General features: G+C 71.5%; 20 protein-coding genes and 4 tRNA genes. 15 read left to right on the top strand and 9 right to left on the bottom strand.

The window, feature by feature from the left end; all coding sequences use genetic code 11:
* Positions 1-4 precede the first annotated feature (4 nt).
* From mscL to ASC82_RS23250, 4 genes are all read left to right on the top strand, one after another.
* On the top strand, positions 5-460 hold the full coding sequence (gene mscL, locus ASC82_RS23265) for a large conductance mechanosensitive channel protein MscL (protein ID WP_056651354.1): 456 nt from the start codon (positions 5-7) through the stop codon (positions 458-460).
* 248 nt (positions 461-708) lie between these two features.
* The gene (gene htpX / locus ASC82_RS23260) at positions 709-1572 is read left to right on the top strand and encodes a zinc metalloprotease HtpX (RefSeq protein WP_056651351.1); all 864 of its coding nucleotides are present in this window, start codon (positions 709-711) and stop codon (positions 1570-1572) included.
* Positions 1569-1961, top strand: a complete 393-nt coding sequence (locus tag ASC82_RS23255) for a YccF domain-containing protein (protein ID WP_056651349.1) — start codon at positions 1569-1571, stop codon at positions 1959-1961. Before htpX ends, ASC82_RS23255 begins: the two co-directional genes overlap by 4 nt.
* Positions 1961-2995, top strand: coding sequence for a hypothetical protein (locus ASC82_RS23250; RefSeq protein ID WP_056651347.1), 1035 nt, complete (start codon positions 1961-1963; stop codon positions 2993-2995). Before ASC82_RS23255 ends, ASC82_RS23250 begins: the two co-directional genes overlap by 1 nt.
* On the opposite strand, the gene ASC82_RS23245 is transcribed toward ASC82_RS23250, so the two are convergent.
* The 4 genes from ASC82_RS23245 to ASC82_RS23230 form a co-directional block, all read right to left on the bottom strand.
* Entirely contained in the window at positions 2961-4199 is a 1239-nt protein-coding gene (locus tag ASC82_RS23245; RefSeq protein WP_056651344.1) for an amino acid permease, read from the bottom strand. The two genes, ASC82_RS23250 and ASC82_RS23245, sit on opposite strands and share 35 nt — an antisense overlap.
* Positions 4200-4219: 20 nt before the next feature.
* Complete coding sequence (locus ASC82_RS23240) at positions 4220-4843, bottom strand: alpha-ketoglutarate-dependent dioxygenase AlkB (RefSeq protein ID WP_056651341.1); 624 nt, start codon at positions 4841-4843, stop codon at positions 4220-4222.
* The gene (locus ASC82_RS23235; RefSeq protein ID WP_056651337.1) at positions 4840-5346 is read right to left on the bottom strand and encodes a methylated-DNA--[protein]-cysteine S-methyltransferase; all 507 of its coding nucleotides are present in this window, start codon (positions 5344-5346) and stop codon (positions 4840-4842) included. Before ASC82_RS23235 ends, ASC82_RS23240 begins: the two co-directional genes overlap by 4 nt.
* A 95-nt stretch (positions 5347-5441) precedes the next feature.
* Positions 5442-5933, bottom strand: a complete 492-nt coding sequence (locus tag ASC82_RS23230) for a YajQ family cyclic di-GMP-binding protein (protein ID WP_056651335.1) — start codon at positions 5931-5933, stop codon at positions 5442-5444.
* A gap of 169 nt (positions 5934-6102) precedes the next feature.
* Here ASC82_RS23230 and ASC82_RS23225 point away from each other — a divergent pair.
* Positions 6103-6184, top strand: a tRNA-Tyr gene (locus tag ASC82_RS23225).
* Positions 6185-6279: 95 nt separating this feature from the next.
* Here the strand turns inward: ASC82_RS23225 and ASC82_RS23220 are convergent.
* Together ASC82_RS23220 and ASC82_RS23215 are read right to left on the bottom strand one after the other, a co-directional pair.
* Positions 6280-6936: an NAD(P)H-binding protein gene (locus tag ASC82_RS23220; RefSeq protein WP_056651331.1), complete on the bottom strand. Its 657-nt coding sequence runs from the start codon at positions 6934-6936 to the stop codon at positions 6280-6282.
* Between the two features lie 2 nt (positions 6937-6938).
* A complete protein-coding gene (locus tag ASC82_RS23215; protein ID WP_056651328.1) occupies positions 6939-8222 on the bottom strand; it encodes an amidohydrolase family protein in 1284 nt (427 codons plus the stop codon).
* 206 nt (positions 8223-8428) lie between these two features.
* On the opposite strand from ASC82_RS23215, the gene ASC82_RS23210 reads away from it, so the two are divergent.
* The 6 genes from ASC82_RS23210 to ASC82_RS23185 all read left to right on the top strand — a co-directional run bounded on the left by ASC82_RS23210 (position 8429) and on the right by ASC82_RS23185 (position 10955).
* Positions 8429-8501: transfer RNA gene (locus ASC82_RS23210), tRNA-Thr, on the top strand.
* 44 nt (positions 8502-8545) lie between these two features.
* Positions 8546-8618: transfer RNA gene (locus ASC82_RS23205), tRNA-Met, on the top strand.
* An 86-nt stretch (positions 8619-8704) separates the two neighbouring features.
* On the top strand, positions 8705-8869 hold the full coding sequence (gene rpmG, locus ASC82_RS23200) for a 50S ribosomal protein L33 (protein ID WP_003956487.1): 165 nt from the start codon (positions 8705-8707) through the stop codon (positions 8867-8869).
* An 82-nt stretch (positions 8870-8951) separates the two neighbouring features.
* On the top strand, positions 8952-9404 hold the full coding sequence (locus ASC82_RS23195) for a MaoC family dehydratase N-terminal domain-containing protein (RefSeq protein ID WP_024755361.1): 453 nt from the start codon (positions 8952-8954) through the stop codon (positions 9402-9404).
* A 2-nt stretch (positions 9405-9406) separates the two neighbouring features.
* Positions 9407-9835 carry a MaoC family dehydratase gene (locus tag ASC82_RS23190; RefSeq protein WP_056651325.1) on the top strand — a complete coding sequence of 143 codons (429 nt, stop codon included), beginning with the start codon at positions 9407-9409 and terminating at the stop codon, positions 9833-9835.
* Between the two features lie 61 nt (positions 9836-9896).
* The gene (locus ASC82_RS23185; RefSeq protein ID WP_056651323.1) at positions 9897-10955 is read left to right on the top strand and encodes a UDP-N-acetylmuramate dehydrogenase; all 1059 of its coding nucleotides are present in this window, start codon (positions 9897-9899) and stop codon (positions 10953-10955) included.
* A gap of 14 nt (positions 10956-10969) precedes the next feature.
* On the opposite strand, the gene ASC82_RS23180 is transcribed toward ASC82_RS23185, so the two are convergent.
* Positions 10970-11608, bottom strand: a complete 639-nt coding sequence (locus ASC82_RS23180) for an NAD(P)H-binding protein (protein ID WP_056651318.1) — start codon at positions 11606-11608, stop codon at positions 10970-10972.
* 87 nt (positions 11609-11695) lie between these two features.
* Here ASC82_RS23180 and ASC82_RS23175 point away from each other — a divergent pair, with 87 nt between their 5' ends.
* Positions 11696-12286, top strand: a complete 591-nt coding sequence (locus ASC82_RS23175) for a TetR/AcrR family transcriptional regulator (RefSeq protein ID WP_056651316.1) — start codon at positions 11696-11698, stop codon at positions 12284-12286.
* A 10-nt stretch (positions 12287-12296) separates the two neighbouring features.
* On the opposite strand, the gene ASC82_RS23170 is transcribed toward ASC82_RS23175, so the two are convergent.
* Both ASC82_RS23170 and ASC82_RS23165 read right to left on the bottom strand, forming a co-directional pair.
* Positions 12297-13319 (bottom strand): adenosine deaminase, encoded by a 1023-nt coding sequence (locus tag ASC82_RS23170; protein WP_056651313.1) that lies wholly within the window; start codon positions 13317-13319, stop codon positions 12297-12299.
* Between the two features lie 117 nt (positions 13320-13436).
* Positions 13437-14663: a pyridoxal phosphate-dependent aminotransferase gene (locus tag ASC82_RS23165; RefSeq protein WP_056651310.1), complete on the bottom strand. Its 1227-nt coding sequence runs from the start codon at positions 14661-14663 to the stop codon at positions 13437-13439.
* A 206-nt stretch (positions 14664-14869) separates the two neighbouring features.
* Between ASC82_RS23165 and ASC82_RS23160 the strand changes: the two genes are divergently transcribed.
* From ASC82_RS23160 to nusG, 3 genes are all read left to right on the top strand, one after another.
* Positions 14870-14942 (top strand) — tRNA-Trp (locus ASC82_RS23160).
* 104 nt (positions 14943-15046) lie between these two features.
* The gene (secE, locus tag ASC82_RS23155; RefSeq protein ID WP_024755368.1) at positions 15047-15334 is read left to right on the top strand and encodes a preprotein translocase subunit SecE; all 288 of its coding nucleotides are present in this window, start codon (positions 15047-15049) and stop codon (positions 15332-15334) included.
* Positions 15335-15378: 44 nt separating this feature from the next.
* On the top strand, positions 15379-16296 hold the full coding sequence (gene nusG, locus ASC82_RS23150; RefSeq protein ID WP_056651305.1) for a transcription termination/antitermination protein NusG: 918 nt from the start codon (positions 15379-15381) through the stop codon (positions 16294-16296).
* Positions 16297-16307 lie beyond the last annotated feature (11 nt).

Raw genomic sequence — 16307 nt, 5'->3', positions numbered from 1 at the left:
CCCCGTGCTGAACGGATTCAAGGACTTCATACTTCGCGGGAACGTCATCTCGATGGCCATCGGTCTGGCCGTCGGAACCGCGTTCACCGCCGTCGTCACCGGCTTCAGCAAGGCCTTCATCACCCCGCTCATCGGTCTCGCGACCGGCTCCGTCGGTGACTTCAGCGAGGCCAAGTTCAGCGTCGGCAAGACCGTCTTCCCCTACGGCCTCGCCATCTCCGCCGCCATAGCGTTCGTCATCACCGCCGCGGTCCTCTACTTCCTGATCGTCGCCCCGCTGGCGAAGGTCCAGGAGAGGTTCGCGAAGGAGGAGGCGGCCGACCCCAAGTCCGAGAAGCGCGACTGCCCCCGCTGCTTCACCGAGATCCCGGCCATCGCCTCCCGCTGCGCCCACTGCACCAGCGAGGTCGAGCCCATCGCGGCCGAGCTCGAGAAGTTGACGGTCCCGGCGGCCCGCTAGGGGGCGTCTTGCCGATCATGCCGGGCTCGCGGCGTGATCGACAAGACACCCCCTAGGCATCGCCTCACCCGAACGGCCCCAGGGCCCGTCCGGCGCCCCGATCCGCCGGACAGGCCCACGGCCGCCCCGGTACGGCCGGGGGAACCCGAGCCTCCCGCCTGGCGTTGACCAGTACGGGAGGGTCCACTGGACGAGTGGACCACCACGCAGCAAAGGGTTCCCCTGCCGCACCACTTGGAGGGCGTACCGTGCACCGCCGGCACAACGGGCTGAGGACCGCCGTCCTCCTCGGAGGGCTCTCCGCCCTCATCATCGTCATCGGCAGCTTCTTCGGCCGGACGGGGCTGATCGTCGCGCTCTTCGTGGCGCTCGGCACCAACGCGTACGCGTACTGGAACAGCGACAAGCTGGCGCTGCGGGCCATGCGGGCCCGCCCGGTCAGCGAGTTCGAGGCCCCCGCGCTGTACAGGATGGTGCGGGAGCTCTCCACGCAGGCCCGCCAGCCGATGCCGCGGCTCTACATCTCGCCGACCCAGGCGCCCAACGCCTTCGCGACCGGCCGCAACCCGCGCAACGCCGCCGTCTGCTGCACCGAGGGCATCCTCGCGATCCTCGACGAGCGCGAGCTGCGCGGCGTCATCGGCCACGAGCTGAGCCACGTCTACAACCGGGACATCCTCATCTCCTCGGTCGCCGGAGCGCTCGCCTCCGTGATCATGTTCCTGGTCAACTTCGCCTGGCTGATCCCCGTCGGCAGGTCCAACGACGACGACGGCCCGGGACTCCTCGGGATGCTCCTGGTCATGATCCTCGGCCCGATCGCCGCCTCGGTGATCCAGCTCGCCATCTCCCGATCCCGGGAGTACGAGGCGGACGCCTCCGGAGCCCAGCTCACCGGCGACCCACTCGCCCTGGCCAGCGCCCTGCGGAAGCTCGACGCGGGCACCAAGCAGCTGCCGCTGCCGCCCGAGCCCCGGATCGAGACGGCGAGCCACATGATGATCGCCAACCCGTTCCGCCCCGGCAAGGGCATGTCCAAGATGTTCTCCACCCATCCGCCGATGGCCGAGCGCATCGCCCGACTCGAACAGATGGCAGGTCACCGCCCGTGAAGACCATCCTCAACATCATCTGGCTCATCCTCTGCGGATTCTGGATGTTCCTGGGCTACATGCTCGCGGGCGTCCTGCTCTGCATCACGATCATCGGCATCCCCTTCGGCCTCGCCGCGTTCCGCATCGGCCTCTACGCCCTGTGGCCCTTCGGGTACACGGTCGTCGACCGCCGCGACGCCGGCGCGCCCTCCTGCATCGGCAACGTTCTGTGGCTGATCCTCGCCGGCTGGTGGCTCGCCCTCGGCCACATCGTCACCGGCATCGCCCTCTGCATCACGATCATCGGCATCCCGCTCGGCATCGCGAACTTCAAGCTGATCCCCGTATCCCTGCTCCCCCTCGGCAAGGAGATCGTCCCCACGGACCAGGCGTACGCGGTCCGCTGATGCAGTTCCCCCGCTACGTGCTGGTGCCCGCCCCCGGCGACACCGCCCGCCACGCCCTGGCCCTGTGCAAGGACGTGGCGGGCCTCTTCGCGGAACCGGCCCGGCCCGCCCGCGTCCGCTACGAGCTCCGCGGCTGCGAACCGCGCGGCGAGCTGTCCCGGGCCGTCACCCAGGCGGTCGTCGAGGGCACGGCCCCCTTCGGCACGCTCGTCGTGGACCTCCACGGCACCCGGTGGACCCTCGCGGACACCCGGATCCTCGGCATGCGCGGCGACGTCGTCACGGTCGAGGCGGCCGGCGAACCGCGCCGCACCCACCACTCCGCCGACCCGGTCCCCTGCGGGAACCTGATACGCGTCACGCGCGCCGCACCCGAGGAGGAGACCCACACCGACGTCACCTTCGTCGGCTGCTCCCCGCGCGGCGAGCTCCGCGACGCCCTCGCCGCGGGCGCGGAGGAGTTCCGGGAGGTGCGCTACCAGGGGCTCACCCGGATCGGGAACCACCACCACGAGGGCGAGGCGGGCCGGATCACCGGCTGGGACACCTCCGCCCGCCACCGCGGCCTCCTCGACCTCACCCTGTCCTTCCCCCGTACGCGCCTGGTGCCGCCCGCGACCGGCGAGATATGGGACCTGTTCTGGCAGTCGAGGCCCACCGAGCCCGGCACCTGGAAGCGGTTCTCCGGCGCGGCGCGCGGCGAGTGGCTGGACCGGGCCGCGGCCCACGGCTCGTACGGCGCCCCGGAGCTCCTCCCCGGCGCCACGTACCACCTCGACGGCGCCGACATCGTCGACGAGGACTCCTTCCACTGCGCGCTGGGGGAGACCGTGCTCGGCCCCGGCCGCTGCTTCCGCGCGGGAGCCCCCGGGGCGATCGGCGAGGAGCTGTCCGGCGCGACCGTCGTCTGGCACCGCGCCGAGGTGGCCCGCGCCTGCCTGGGCGTCCTGCCCTACAGGGGGCGCCGCCCCGCGACCTTCCAGGAGCTCGTGGACGCGCTCACGGACGCGGGGGTACGGCTCGTCCTCGACTGACCGCCCACGCCACGACCCCCGCCGCCAGGACCCCGGACCCCGCGAGGACCGAGCCGAGCGGCAGCGCGAAGGCGAGCACCGCGCAGCCGGTGAACCCGAGCGCGGCGAGCGGCCGGTTCCGGCCCCCCAGGGTCCAGGCGGAGGCGTTCGCGATCCCGTAGTAGACGAGCACGCCGAACGACGAGAAGCCGATCGCGCCCCGCACGTCCGCCGTCGCCGCCACCAGGGCCACCACCGCGCCCACGGCGAGCGTGGCCCGGTGCGGCACCCGGAAGCGGGGGTGCACGACGGCGAGCCCGCCCGGCAGGTAGCCGTCCCGCGCCATCGCGAGGGTCGTCCGGGAGACCCCGAGGATCAGCGAGAGCAGCGAGCCGAGCGCGGCGACCACCGCGCCCGCCGTGACGAGCGGCACCAGCCATCCCGCGTCGGCCGCGCGGGCCGCGTCGGCGAGCGGCGCGGGGGAGGCGGCCAGGGCGGCGGGCCCCAGGACGGCGAGCACGCTCACCGCGACCGCCGCGTAGACGGCGAGCGCGATCCCGAGGGCCACCGGCACCGCCCGGGGGATCGTGCGGGCCGGATCGCGGACCTCCTCGCCGAGCGTGGCGATCCGCGCGTACCCCGCGAATGCGAAGAAGAGCAAACCAGCGGCCTGGAGCACGGAGCCCCCCACGACCTCCCCGCCGAGCGTGGCGGGGGACATCCGGCCGGCTCCGAGGGAGACCGTGACGACCCCCGCGAGCACCGCGAGGACCACCGCCACGACGACCCGCGTGAAGAGCGCGGACTTCTGAACTCCCCCGTAGTCGACGGCCGTCAGGGCCACCACGGCGGCGACTGCCACCGCGTGCGCGTGGGCCGGCCAGAGGTACGCTCCGACGGTCAGTGCCATCGCCGCGCACGAGGCGGTCTTGCCGACCACGAAGGCCCAGCCGGCCAGATACCCCCAGAATGATCCGAGACGTTCGCGACCGTACACGTAGGTGCCGCCGGAGGCCGGGTAGAGGGCGGCGAGGCGGGCCGAGGCCATGGCGTTGGCGTACGCGACGACGGCGGCGATCCCGAGCGCCCACAGGAGCCCGGCCCCGGACCCGGCCGCACCGGCCGCCGGTCCGAGCGCCACGAAGATCCCGGCCCCGACCATCGAGCCGAGCCCGATCACGACCGCGTCGAAGACGCCGAGTGACCGGCGCAGTTCCTCTGCCACGACCTCAGCCTAGGGGGCGGTCAGCAACCGGTCTCGCGCAGCGTGATGTTGAGCCGCCCGACCAGACCGAGCGCCGGATCGGCCGTCCCCGGGTGGACGGTGGGCACCCCGTGGTGGACCCAGCGCGAGGCCCCGCCGAAGACGAACAGGTCACCGGAGGCCAAGTCGACGTCCCGGTACGGCCGGCCGCGGTTCTCCGCGTTCCCGAACCGGAAAACGCACCGGTCCCCGAGGCTCAACGACACCACCGGAGCCCCGGACCGCTCTTCCTTGTCCTGGTGCATGCCCATCCGGGCGCCGGGCCCGTAGAAGTTCACGAGCGCCGTATCGGGCGAGAAGTCCCCACTCTTCCCGTACGCCTCGGCGACCGCCTCCCGCCCCAACGCGGCGAGCCAGCCGGGCAGTTCGATCCCGACCGAGTCGAGGTAGCGGTACGGCTCCCACTGCCGGCCCAGGCACAGCGACCGCACCGACATGACGCCCCCGCCCGGCAGCACGGTCTGCCGGTACGACACCGGCCCCCGCCCCCACTCCCGGCAGGCGTCCACCAACTCCCGCTGCCGCGCGGGCGACAGCCATCCGGGCACGTGCACGGCCCCGGGCGCGACGACCGCCCGCTCGCGAGGGAAGAGCCCCTCGCTCACGCGGACCGCTCCAGGGCGCCCTCAAGCCCGAGGAGCCGCTCCTTCCGCTCAAGACCGGCGGCGTACCCGCGCAGGCTCCCGTCGGCCCCGATCACCCGGTGGCAGGGCCGCACCACGAGCAGCGGATTGCGCCCGATCGCGGTGCCCACGGCCCGCACCCCGGCCCCGGACGAGCCGACGAGCCGGGCGACGTCCCCGTAGGAGACGGTCGTGCCGTACGGGATCTCCTCCAGCGCCCGCCAGACGCGCCGCTGGAACTCCGTACCGACGCCCGGGTCGTACGCGAGGTCGAACCGGTCCCGGCGGCCGGCGAAGTACTCGCCCAGCTGCCGGGCGGCGTCCTCGAACGCCCCGGGCGCGCACGTCCAGCCGTCCTCGACCTCGACGCCGCCCTTCTGCCCCGGCAGGGACAGCGAGCACAGCACGGCACGGCCCCCTTCGGCGAGCCGCCCGACCAGCAGCATCTCGCCCAGGGGGCCGTCGACGTACGCGTACACGGTCATGACTGGTTCCTCTCCCCGCACGGGTCTTCCACGATCCAGTGTGCGGGGCCCGCCGACCCTCGGGCTGGCGGAATTCGGACACGAGCCTCGACGGGTCAGCGGTAGTTCACGAACTGGAGGGCGAAGTCGAAGTCCTTGCCCTTGAGCAGCGCCTGGACGGCCTGCAGGTCGTCCCGGCTCTTCGAGCTGACGCGCAGCTCATCGCCTTGGACCTGCGCCTTGACGCCCTTCGGGCCCTCGTCCCGGATGGCCTTCGCGACCTTCTTGGCGTTCTCCTGCGAAATGCCCTCGGTGACCGACGCGAAGAGCTTGTACTCCTTGCCGGACAGCTGCGGCTCACCCTCGACGTCCAGCGACTTCAGCGAGATGCCCCGCTTGATCAGCTTGGTCTGGAAGATGTCGAGGATCGCCATCACGCGCTCCTCGCCGTTCGCCTGCATGAGGATCTTCTCGCCCGACCAGGCGATCGAGGCGTTGGTGCCCTTGAAGTCGTAGCGCTGGGAGATCTCCTTCACGGCCTGGTTGAGGGCGTTGTCGACCTCCTGCCGCTCGACCTTGGACACGATGTCGAAACTGGAGTCGGCCATGACTCGTGGCTCCTTGCTCGGTTGCTGTGGGGTACAGCCCAAAGCCTAGGGGGTTCGCCGCGACTCGAACCGCTGATCAATCCGGTGGCGGACCACCCCCCGGGATCAGGTATTGTTTACGTCGTTGCCACGGAACACCGCGAAAGCGGCTCCACGGCAGCGATCTCATGGCGATGTGCCCGAGTGGCCAATGGGAGCGGACTGTAAATCCGTCGGCTTAGCCTACCCAGGTTCGAATCCTGGCGTCGCCACGTGAAGAAGGTCCCCGGTGTTCTCACCGGGGACCTTCACTCGTTTCCGGAGGCTTCCGGGACTTCAGGGACTCCCGAGACTTCCGGGCCCCGGGTCAGTTTCCGGCCACGTCCTTCACCGCGACCGAGAGCGGTGTCGAGCCGCTGATCAGTTCCAGGGTCAGGCCGGCCGTCGCCGGGGTGTCGAGGAGTTCCGCGAGGACCGCCGCCACGTCGTCGCGGGGGATCATGCCCCGGCCCGTGTGGGCCTCCAGGCGGACCAGGCCCGTGCCCGCGTCGTTCGTCAGGGAGCCGGGGCGCAGGATCGTCCAGTCCAGGGTCGTACGGGCGCGGACCGCGTCGTCGGCGGCACCCTTGGCGCGGAGGTAGGCGTCGAAGACGTCGTCGCCCTTGTGGTGCGCGTCCGCGCCCATCGAGGACACCACCACGTAGCGCCGCACGCCCGCCCGCTCCGCCGCGTCCGCGAAGAGCACGGCCGCCGCGCGGTCCACCGTGTCCTTGCGGTCCACCGAGCTCCCCGGGCCCGCGCCCGCGGCGAAGACCGCCGCGTCGGCGCCCTGGAGCACGGCCGCGACCATCTCCACCGACGCCGTCTCCAGGTCCAGGATCACCGGCTCGGCGCCCGCGTTCCGTAGGTCGTCGCCCTGCTCGGGCCTGCGGATGATCCCCGCGACCTCGTGTCCGCCCGCCGACAGCAGCCTCTCCAGGCGCAGGGCGATCTGTCCGTGTCCTCCAGCGATGACGATGCGCATACTCACGACCGTACGACGGGACCGGCCGGAGGGCTCCCCGGCTCGGGCGGGCGCTCCGGACGCACCTGTCGGGGCAGGTCGAGGGCGGCCGCCGAGTCGCAGTACTCCCGCACCGCGCTCGTCCGGGCCACCACCCGCCCCCGGTGCACCACGATCCGGCTGTACGCGAGGGAGAGCACGCCCGCGAGCCGCTCGCCGCGCACCGCGAGCAGCTCCGCCGGGAAGCCCGCCTCCACCCGCACCTCGGGCAGCCCCATCGCCGCCCGCGCGCCCCCGCTCACCGCCGCGTACGCCTCCTGGGGCGGCAGCCCGCCGAGCGAGGCGAGGAGGTACGCCGCCTCCAGCGGGTCCCCGCGCCCCACCGGGTTGGACACGTCCCGCAGCGCCCCGCTGCCCGCCGCGACCCGCACCCCGGCCGCCCGCAGCAGCCTGACCGGGGCCGCGCCCCGCAGCTCCGTCCCCCCGCAGCCGCCCTGCGGCAGGCACACCACCGTCACCCCGGCCGCCGCCAGCTGGTCCGCCGCCCGCCGCGCCGCCTCCGAGGGGAGCCGGCCGAGCCCGGCGCACGGCCCGATCGTCACCCCGGGCCGCAGCCCGCCGGCCATCGCCGCGAGCCGGGCGAGCCGGGCCGGGTCGTCCCCGTCGGTGTGCAGGTCGACCGGGCAGCCGTGCTCGGCCGCGAGCTCCAGGACCGCCTCCACGTATCCCGCCGGGTCCGGGTCGAGGTCCGGACAGCCGCCGACCACCCCGGCGCCCATCTTCACCGCGTCCCGCAGCATCGCGAGCCCGTCCGCGCCCGCGACCCCGGTGAGGAGCCGGGGGACGGCGACGGCCGTGAGGTCGGCGAGGCCGCGCAGCGAGCGCCGCGCCTGGAGCACGGCCTCCAGCGGCCCGAGGCCCTGCACGTCCCCGATCCGCACGTGCGCGCGCAGCGCGGTGGCGCCGTGGCCGAGCTGGAGCAGGGCGGCCTCGGTGGCCCGGCGCTGCACCTCGTCAGGGGCGTACGAGACGGGGCCCGGGGTGTCGGCGGAGAGCGCGGTGTCGGCGTGGGCGTGGGGTTCGGCGGCGGCGGGCAGCAGCAGGTAGCCGGCGAGGTCGACGCGGGAGCCGCCGACGGCGCTGAGGCTGCCGGCGGTGCCGACGGCCTCGATCCGCCCGCCGACGAGCCGCACGTCCACGGTCCGGCCGTCGGTGAGGCGGGCGTGGGAGAGCAGGAGCGAGGTCGAGTCGGCGGTGGTGGCGGCCCCGTCCTCGGGCGGCTGGGGCTGCTTGCTGTCGGCTGACATCGGGCTCCTCAAGGCTCCTCAAGATCAAGATCGCGCAAGGTGGGGCAGAGCCTAGGGGGGCTCGGAGCGACCTTCGAGGAGGAGCGCAATAGTCGTACCGATGAGTCCACGAGTGGCGTACGTGACGCCTGGTGAGGGCCGTCGCGGGGGCGCGCGGAAACGGATTTGGGCGATGGGCGGGAGACCGTGTAATGTCTTCCTCGCTCGCCCCAATAGCTCAGTCGGTAGAGCGTCTCCATGGTAAGGAGAAGGTCTACGGTTCGATTCCGTATTGGGGCTCTGGTGAGAAGGACCCCGCCCTCGGGCGGGATCCAGATCATCAAAGCGGTGTAGCTCAGTCGGTAGAGCAAGCGGCTCATAATCGCTGTGTCACCGGTTCAAGTCCGGTCACCGCTACACACGGTAGCCGATTGTGGGGTCGGTCCTTCGATCGGCTACTCTTTTATGCGTTCATCCGTCCCATCCGTCCAAGGAGCACTCACGTGGCTGCCACCGACGTCCGCCCGAAGATCACGCTGGCCTGCGTGGAGTGCAAGGAGCGGAACTACATCACCAAGAAGAACCGGCGTAACAACCCGGACCGTCTTGAGATGAAGAAGCACTGCCCTCGCTGCAACTCGCACACTGCGCACCGCGAGACGCGCTAAACAGGCTCGTACACGAGGCCGTCCCCACCAGGGGGCGGCCTCGTGTCGTTTGTCGGCAACAAATCCAGGAGGTATCGAGTCCATGGCGCTCGACCAGTCCTTCGTGGGCCGGACCTATCCGCCCACCCCGCCCTACGAGGTCGGCCGCGAGAAGATCCGCGAGTTCGCCGAGGCGATCGGTGACGCCAATCCCGCGTACACCGACACCGAGGCGGCCAAGGCGCTCGGCCATTCCGACGTGATCGCCCCGCCCACCTTTGTGTTCGCCATCACATTCAAGGCCGCCGGCGCCGTCATCGAGGACCCGCAGCTCGGCCTCGACTACAGCCGCGTGGTCCACGGCGACCAGAAGTTCGCCTACACCCGGCCCGTACGCGCCGGGGACCGGCTCTCGGTCACCTCCACCATCGAGGCGATCAAGTCCCTCGCGGGCAACGACATCCTGGACATCCGCGGCGAGGTCCACGACGCCTCCGGCGAGCACGTCGTGACCGCCTGGACGAAGCTCGTCTCCCGCGCACCCGAGGGGGCCTGACCATGACCGCCAAGATCGCCTACGACGAGGTCGAGGTCGGCACCGAGCTGCCCGCGCAGAACTTCCCCGTGACGCGCGCCACACTCGTGCAGTACGCCGGGGCCTCCGGGGACTTCAACCCCATCCACTGGAACGAGAAGTTCGCGGTCGAGGTCGGCCTCCCGGACGTCATCGCCCACGGCATGTTCACCATGGCCGAGGCGATCCGCGTCGTCACCGACTGGGCCGGCGACCCCGCCGCCGTCGTCGAGTACGGCGTCCGCTTCACCAAGCCGGTCATCGTCCCCAACGACGACCGGGGCGCCCTCGTCGAGGTCAGCGCCAAGGTCGCCGCGAAGCTCGACGACAAGCGCGTCCGGGTCGACATCACCGCGATGAGCGCCGGCCAGAAGGTCCTCGGCATGAGCCGGGCCGTGGTCGCGCTCGCCTGACGCCGTCGTTCCACCCGTGGAGGAAAGCTTCCCTCCACGGGTGGAACGTACTCTTGAGCCCGTGCAGCCACTCCACGACGCCCCCCTCGCGCCCCTGACGACCTTCCGGCTCGGCGGACCCGCCACCCGGCTCGTCACCGCCACCACCGACGACGAGGTGGTCGCGGCCGTCCGCGAGGCCGACGCCGCGGGCACCCCGCTGCTGATCATCGGCGGCGGCTCCAACCTGGTCATCGGGGACAAGGGCTTCGACGGCACGGCGCTGCGCATCGCCACCACCGGCTTCGCCCTGGAGGGCACGCGCCTGGAGCTGGCCGCGGGCGAGGTCTGGACGGACGCCGTGGCGCGGACCGTCGAGGCCGGGCTCGCCGGGATCGAGTGCCTGGCCGGCATCCCCGGCTCGGCCGGCGCGACCCCGATCCAGAACGTCGGCGCCTACGGGCAGGACGTCTCCGCGACCGTCACCGAGGTCGTCGCCTACGACCGCCGCGCCGAAGAGACCGTCACTCTCACGAACGCCGAGTGCGCCTTCTCGTACCGGCACAGCCTCTTCAAGGACGAGCCCGAGCGGTACGTGGTGCTGCGGGTCCGCTTCGCGCTGGAGGACGCCGACGGGATGTCCGCGCCGATCAAGTACCCGGAGACCGCCCGCGCCCTCGGCGTCGAGGCGGGGGACCGGGTGCCGCTCGCGCAGGCCCGCGAGACCGTGCTGCGGCTGCGCGCCGGCAAGGGCATGGTCCTGGACCCGGAGGACCACGACACCTGGTCCGCGGGCTCCTTCTTCACCAACCCGATCCTCACGGCGGGGGAGTACGAGACCTTCCTCGCGCGCGTCGCCGGGCGGCTCGGCCCCGACGTCACCCCGCCGGCCTTCCCCACGGGCGAGGACGGCGCCGTGAAGACCTCCGCGGCCTGGCTGATCGACCGGGCCGGATTCACCAAGGGGTACGGCTCCGGGCCCGCCCGGATCTCCACCAAGCACACGCTCGCCCTCACCAACCGCGGCGAGGCGACCACCGAGGACCTCCTCGCCCTCGCCCGCGAGGTCGTCGCCGGAGTGCGGGACGCCTTCGGGATCACCCTCGTCAACGAGCCCGTCACGGTGGGCGTGGAGCTCTAGGGCGTCGGGGTCCGCTAGTACGCGACGCCCACGCCCTGCTTGACCGTCCCCGGGGCGTCGATCATCGCCAGCATCGCGTGGGCCACGTCCGCGCGGGCCAGCGTGCGGCCGCGGGGCGGATTGCCGCCGACGACCGTGCGGTACCGGCCGGTGAGCGGCTTGTCCGTCAGCTTCGGCGGGCGGACCGCGGTCCAGTCGGTGGCGCTCGCCGCCAGCGCGGACTCCATCGTCCGCAGATCGGTGTAGACGTCCTTCAGGACGCTGTTGATCACCGCGAGGACGGCCTTGTCGAGCACCCCGTCGCCCTCCGCGGCGGGGCCTACCGGGGCAGCGCTGACCACCAGGAGCCGCCGGACCCGCTCGGCCTCCATTGCCGCGAGCACCGAGCGGGTCAGCCGGGCCGCCACGCCCGTGGCCGCGTCCGCGCGACCGCGGGCGCCGAGACCCGAGAGCACCGCGTCCCGGCCGGTGACGGCCGCGCGCAGGGTCTCGGGGTCGGCGAGGTCGGCCCGGTGGACCACGAGCCGCTCCCCGGTGACGGTCAGCCGCGCGGGGTCCCGCACCACGGCCGTCACCTCGTGGCCCGAGGCCAGTGCCTGGCGGACGAGCTCCAGGCCGATGCCGCCGGTCGCGCCGAAGACGGTGAGCTTCATGTCGCACCCTCCCAGGGTGGGTAAGTATTCACTCACCCTCAGGGTGGGTGGATACTCACTCACGCGTCAAGGGTGGCTGGAGGATGCATGGAACAGAAACCGACCCGCGTACGGATCGTCGACGCCGCGCGCGACCTCATGCGGACGGCGGGGCTCGCCCGCACCACGACCAAGGAGATCGCCAAGGCGGCCGGCTGCTCGGAGGCGGCCCTCTACAAGTACTTCACGAGCAAGGAAGAGCTCTTCCTGACCGTCCTCGACGAGCGGCTGCCCCGGCTCGGTGGGCTGCTCGGCGCCCTCGCCGCCGACCCCGGCAGCCGGACCGTCGAGGAGAACCTCACCGAGATCGCCCGGCAGGCCGCCCTCTTCTACGAGGAGAGCTTCCCGATGGCCGCCTCGCTCTACGCCGAGCCGCAGCTCAAGGCCCGCCACGAGGAGGGCATGCGCCGGCTCGGCGCCGGACCGCACAGGCCCGTCGAGGGGCTCACCGCCTACCTCCGCACCGAGCAGCGCCTCGGCCGCATCGGCGCCGAGGCCGACCCGCGGGCGGCCGCCGCGCTCCTCCTCGGCGCCTGCGTCCAGCGGGCCTTCGCGTACGAGATGACGGAGGACGGCCCCGGGCCGCTCGACGACTTCGCCCGCGCGATCGCGCGCACGCTGATGCGCGGGATCGGCTAGGGCGTGCGGGTCAGTCGGCGATCCAGTCGTCGATCCCCGCGAGCAGCTTCTCCCGTACGCCCTCCGGGGCCGCCGAGCCCCGCACCGACTGACGGGCCAGCTCCGCCAGCTCCGCGTCCGTGAACCCGTGGTGCCGGCGGGCGATCTCGTACTGCGCCGCGAGCCGCGAGCCGAAGAGCAGCGGGTCGTCCGCGCCCAGCGCCATCGGGACGCCCGCCTCGAAGAGCGTCCGCAGCGGTACGTCCTCGTGCCGCTCGTACACGCCGAGGGCCACGTTCGACGCGGGGCAGACCTCGCAGGTCACCCCGCGCTCGGCCAGCTTCCGCAGCAGCCGGGGGTCCTCCGCCGCCCGCACCCCGTGGCCGACGCGCGAGGCCCGCAGGTCGTCCAGGCAGTCCCGTACGGAGGCGGGGCCGGTGAGCTCCCCGCCGTGCGGGGCCGCGAGGAGACCGCCGTCGCGGGCGATCGAGAACGCCCGGTCGAAGTCGCGCGCCAGGCCCCGCCGCTCGTCGTTGGAGAGCCCGAAGCCGACCACGCCCCGGTCCGCGTACCGCACCGCGAGCCGGGCGAGCGTCCGCGCCTCCAGGGGGTGCTTCATCCGGTTCGCGGCGACGAGGACCCGCATCCCGAGCCCGGTCTCCCGGGAGGCCGAGTCGACCGCGTCGAGGATGATCTCCATCGCCGCGATGAGCCCGCCGAGCAGGGGGGCGTACGAGGTGGGGTCGACCTGGATCTCCAGCCAGCCCGAACCGTCCCGGACGTCCTCCTCGGCCGCCTCGCGGACGAGTCGCCGAATGTCCTCCGGCTCGCGCAGGCAGGAGCGCGCGATGTCGTACAGGCGTTGGAAGCGGAACCAGCCGCGCTCGTCGGTCGCCCGTAGTTTGGGGGGCGTACCGCTGCTCAGCGCCTCGGGAAGATGGACGCCGTACTTGTCGGCCAGCTCGATGAGCGTCGTGGGCCGCATCGAACCGGTGAAGTGCAGATGCAGATGGGCCTTGGGCAGCAGGGTGATGTCGCGTGAAACGTGCTCCATCGACTGATCCTGCCGCACCCGAATGGACGAAGGCACCCCCTTTCCCCGATCGGGACCTTGCTAGAACGCAAAAACGGGCCCCGGTTCCGAAGAACCGGGGCCCGCGGGGTCGAGCGATCAGGCGGTCGCCTCGGCCAGCAGCTTCTGGATCCGGGAGACGCCCTCGACCAGGTCCTCGTCGCCGAGCGCGTACGACAGGCGCAGGTAGCCGGGCGTGCCGAAGGCCTCGCCGGGGACGACCGCGACCTCGGCCTCGTCGAGGATCAGGGCCGCGAGCTCGACGGAGGTCTCGGGGCGCTTGCCGCGGATCTCCTTGCCGAGCAGACCCTTCACCGAGGGGTACACGTAGAACGCGCCCTCCGGCGTCGGGCAGTAGACGCCCTCGATCTCGTTGAGCATCCGCACGATCGTCTGGCGGCGGCGGTCGAAGGCGCGCCCCATCTCCGCGACGGCGTCCAGGTTGCCGGACACGGCGGCCAGTGCGGCCACCTGCGCCACGTTGCTCACGTTCGACGTGGCGTGCGACTGGAGGTTCGTCGCGGCCTTCACGACGTCCTTCGGGCCGATGATCCAGCCCACGCGCCAGCCCGTCATCGCGTACGTCTTGGCGACACCGTTGACGACGATGCACTTGTCGCGCAGCTCCGGCATGACCGCCGGCAGGGAGACCGCCGAGGCGCCGCCGTAGACCAGGTGCTCGTAGATCTCGTCCGTCAGGACCCACAGACCGTGCTCGACGGCCCAGCGGCCGATCGCCTCGGTCTCGGCCTCGGAGTACACCGCGCCGGTCGGGTTGGACGGCGAGACGAAGAGGACGACCTTGGTCTTCTCCGTGCGCGCGGCCTCCAGCTGCTCCACCGAGACCCGGTAGCCGGTGGTCTCGTCGGCCACGACCTCCACCGGGACACCGCCGGCGAGACGGATCGACTCGGGGTACGTCGTCCAGTACGGCGCCGGGACGATGACCTCGTCGCCCGGGTCGAGGATCGCGGCGAAGGCCTCGTAGATCGCCTGCTTGCCGCCGTTGGTCACCAGGACCTGGGAGGCGTCGACCTCGTAGCCCGAGTCGCGCAGCGTCTTGGCGGCGATCGCGGCCTTCAGCTCGGGCAGACCGCCGGCCGGCGTGTAGCGGTGGTACTTCGGGTTCCTGCAAGCCTCGACGGCCGCCTCGACGATGTAGTCGGGGGTCGGGAAGTCGGGCTCACCGGCACCGAAGCCGATCACCGGGCGCCCGGCGGCCTTGAGGGCCTTGGCCTTGGCGTCGACGGCGAGGGTGGCGGACTCGGAGATCGCACCGATGCGGGCGGAGACCCGACGCTCGGTGGGAGGGGTAGCAGCGCTCATGCGGCCCATCGTCCCAGACCGGATCAGGGCCCGGCACACAGGTTTCACGGACCGGACAGGAACGGTCAATCCCGGTCGTACGTCCATCCGAGAGCAGGTCGGCGTGGTTTCTGTTCGACGCGGACCCCCATGACCACGTATGCTCACTGCTCGTTGGCCCGCACCGACCACATCTCACGATGCGGTAGGTTGAGGGACACCAACAAAGGGTCGTAGCTCAATTGGTAGAGCACCGGTCTCCAAAACCGGCGGTTGGGGGTTCAAGTCCCTCCGGCCCTGCTACACACACCGCCAGGTGTTGTGCGCATGTACGTACTTCATTGCACCGCCGTGCGGCTCCATCCCGGGCGCGGCACGGCCGACCCGGAATCAGGTGAGAGATCGTGACGGACGCCGTAGGCTCCATCGACATGCCTGATGCCGACGACGAGGCCTCTGAGTCCAAGAAGAAGGCCCGCAAGGGTGGCAAGCGCGGCAAGAAGGGCCCTCTGGGCCGTCTCGCGCTCTTCTACCGCCAGATCGTCGCGGAACTCCGCAAGGTCGTCTGGCCCACCCGTAGCCAGCTGACGTCGTACACCACTGTGGTGATTATCTTCGTCGTCATCATGATCGGCCTTGTCACCGTGATTGACTATGGCTTCCAGGAAGCAGTCAAGTACGTCTTCGGCTGACTTTTTGTTCCACCCCATCTGTATCGCAGGAAGAAGCAGCCACCGTGTCTGACGCGAACCTGAACGACGCCTTCGAGTCCGAGTCCGTCGAGGACGAGCTGGACATCGTCGAGGCCGCCGACGAGGACCAGGCCGACGCTGCTGACGACGCTGCTGGCGAGGCCGCCGAGGAAGCCGCTCTCCACGTCGAGGACGAGGACGAGGACGAGGCGGAAGCCGAGGAGTCCGAAGAGGACGCCGAGGACGAGGTCGAGGTCGAGGAAGACGAGTCGGACGAGTCCGAGGAGTCCGACGACGAAGAGGCCGAGGACGAGACCGAGGAAGAGGCCGAGCCGGCCGCCCCGGTCGACCCGGTCGCCGCGCTTCGCGAGGAGCTCCGCACCCTGCCCGGTGAGTGGTACGTCATCCACACCTACGCGGGCTACGAGAAGCGCGTGAAGGCCAACCTCGAGCAGCGTGCCGTCTCGCTCAACGTCGAGGACTTCATCTATCAGGCCGAGGTCCCCGAGGAAGAGATCGTCCAGATCAAGGGCGGCGAGCGGAAGAACGTCAAGCAGAACAAGCTTCCCGGCTACGTTCTCGTCCGCATGGACCTGACGAACGAGTCCTGGGGCGTCGTCCGCAACACCCCCGGCGTCACCGGCTTCGTGGGCAACGCCTACGACCCGTACCCGCTGACCCTGGACGAGATCGTCAAGATGCTCGCCCCGGAGGCCGAGGAGAAGGCCGCCCGCGAGGCCGCGGAGGCCGAGGGCAAGCCCGCTCCCGCCCGCAAGCTGGAGGTCCAGGTCCTGGACTTCGAGGTCGGCGACTCGGTCACGGTCACGGACGGTCCCTTCGCGACCCTCCAGGCCACGATCAACGAGATCAACCCGGACTCGAAGAAGGTCAAGGGCCTCGTCGAGATCTTCGGTCGCGAGACCCCGGTCGAGCTCAGCTTCGACCAGATCCAGAAGAACTGATCTCACAAGTT

The organism is Streptomyces sp. Root431 (genome assembly GCF_001426585.1).
GTDB lineage: Bacteria > Actinomycetota > Actinomycetes > Streptomycetales > Streptomycetaceae > Streptomyces > Streptomyces stackebrandtii.
The sequence above is the reverse complement of the archived record's forward strand: the minus strand, read 5'-3'. Positions and strand labels throughout refer to the sequence as shown.

Bases quoted from the DNA above. Each gene is read 5' to 3' on its own strand.
- ASC82_RS23180 (WP_056651318.1), bottom strand. From the start codon at position 11,608: ATGAAGCTCACCGTCTTCGGCGCGACCGGCGGCATCGGCCTGGAGCTC.
- ASC82_RS23220 (WP_056651331.1), bottom strand. From the start codon at position 6,936: ATGCGCATCGTCATCGCTGGAGGACACGGACAGATCGCCCTGCGCCTG.
- ASC82_RS23195 (WP_024755361.1), top strand. From the start codon at position 8,952: ATGGCGCTCGACCAGTCCTTCGTGGGCCGGACCTATCCGCCCACCCCG.
- ASC82_RS23230 (WP_056651335.1), bottom strand. From the start codon at position 5,933: ATGGCCGACTCCAGTTTCGACATCGTGTCCAAGGTCGAGCGGCAGGAG.
- ASC82_RS23170 (WP_056651313.1), bottom strand. From the start codon at position 13,319: ATGGAGCACGTTTCACGCGACATCACCCTGCTGCCCAAGGCCCATCTG.
- ASC82_RS23165 (WP_056651310.1), bottom strand. From the start codon at position 14,663: ATGAGCGCTGCTACCCCTCCCACCGAGCGTCGGGTCTCCGCCCGCATC.
- ASC82_RS23190 (WP_056651325.1), top strand. From the start codon at position 9,407: ATGACCGCCAAGATCGCCTACGACGAGGTCGAGGTCGGCACCGAGCTG.
- ASC82_RS23250 (WP_056651347.1), top strand. From the start codon at position 1,961: ATGCAGTTCCCCCGCTACGTGCTGGTGCCCGCCCCCGGCGACACCGCC.
- ASC82_RS23215 (WP_056651328.1), bottom strand. From the start codon at position 8,222: ATGTCAGCCGACAGCAAGCAGCCCCAGCCGCCCGAGGACGGGGCCGCC.
- ASC82_RS23235 (WP_056651337.1), bottom strand. From the start codon at position 5,346: ATGACCGTGTACGCGTACGTCGACGGCCCCCTGGGCGAGATGCTGCTG.
- ASC82_RS23175 (WP_056651316.1), top strand. From the start codon at position 11,696: ATGGAACAGAAACCGACCCGCGTACGGATCGTCGACGCCGCGCGCGAC.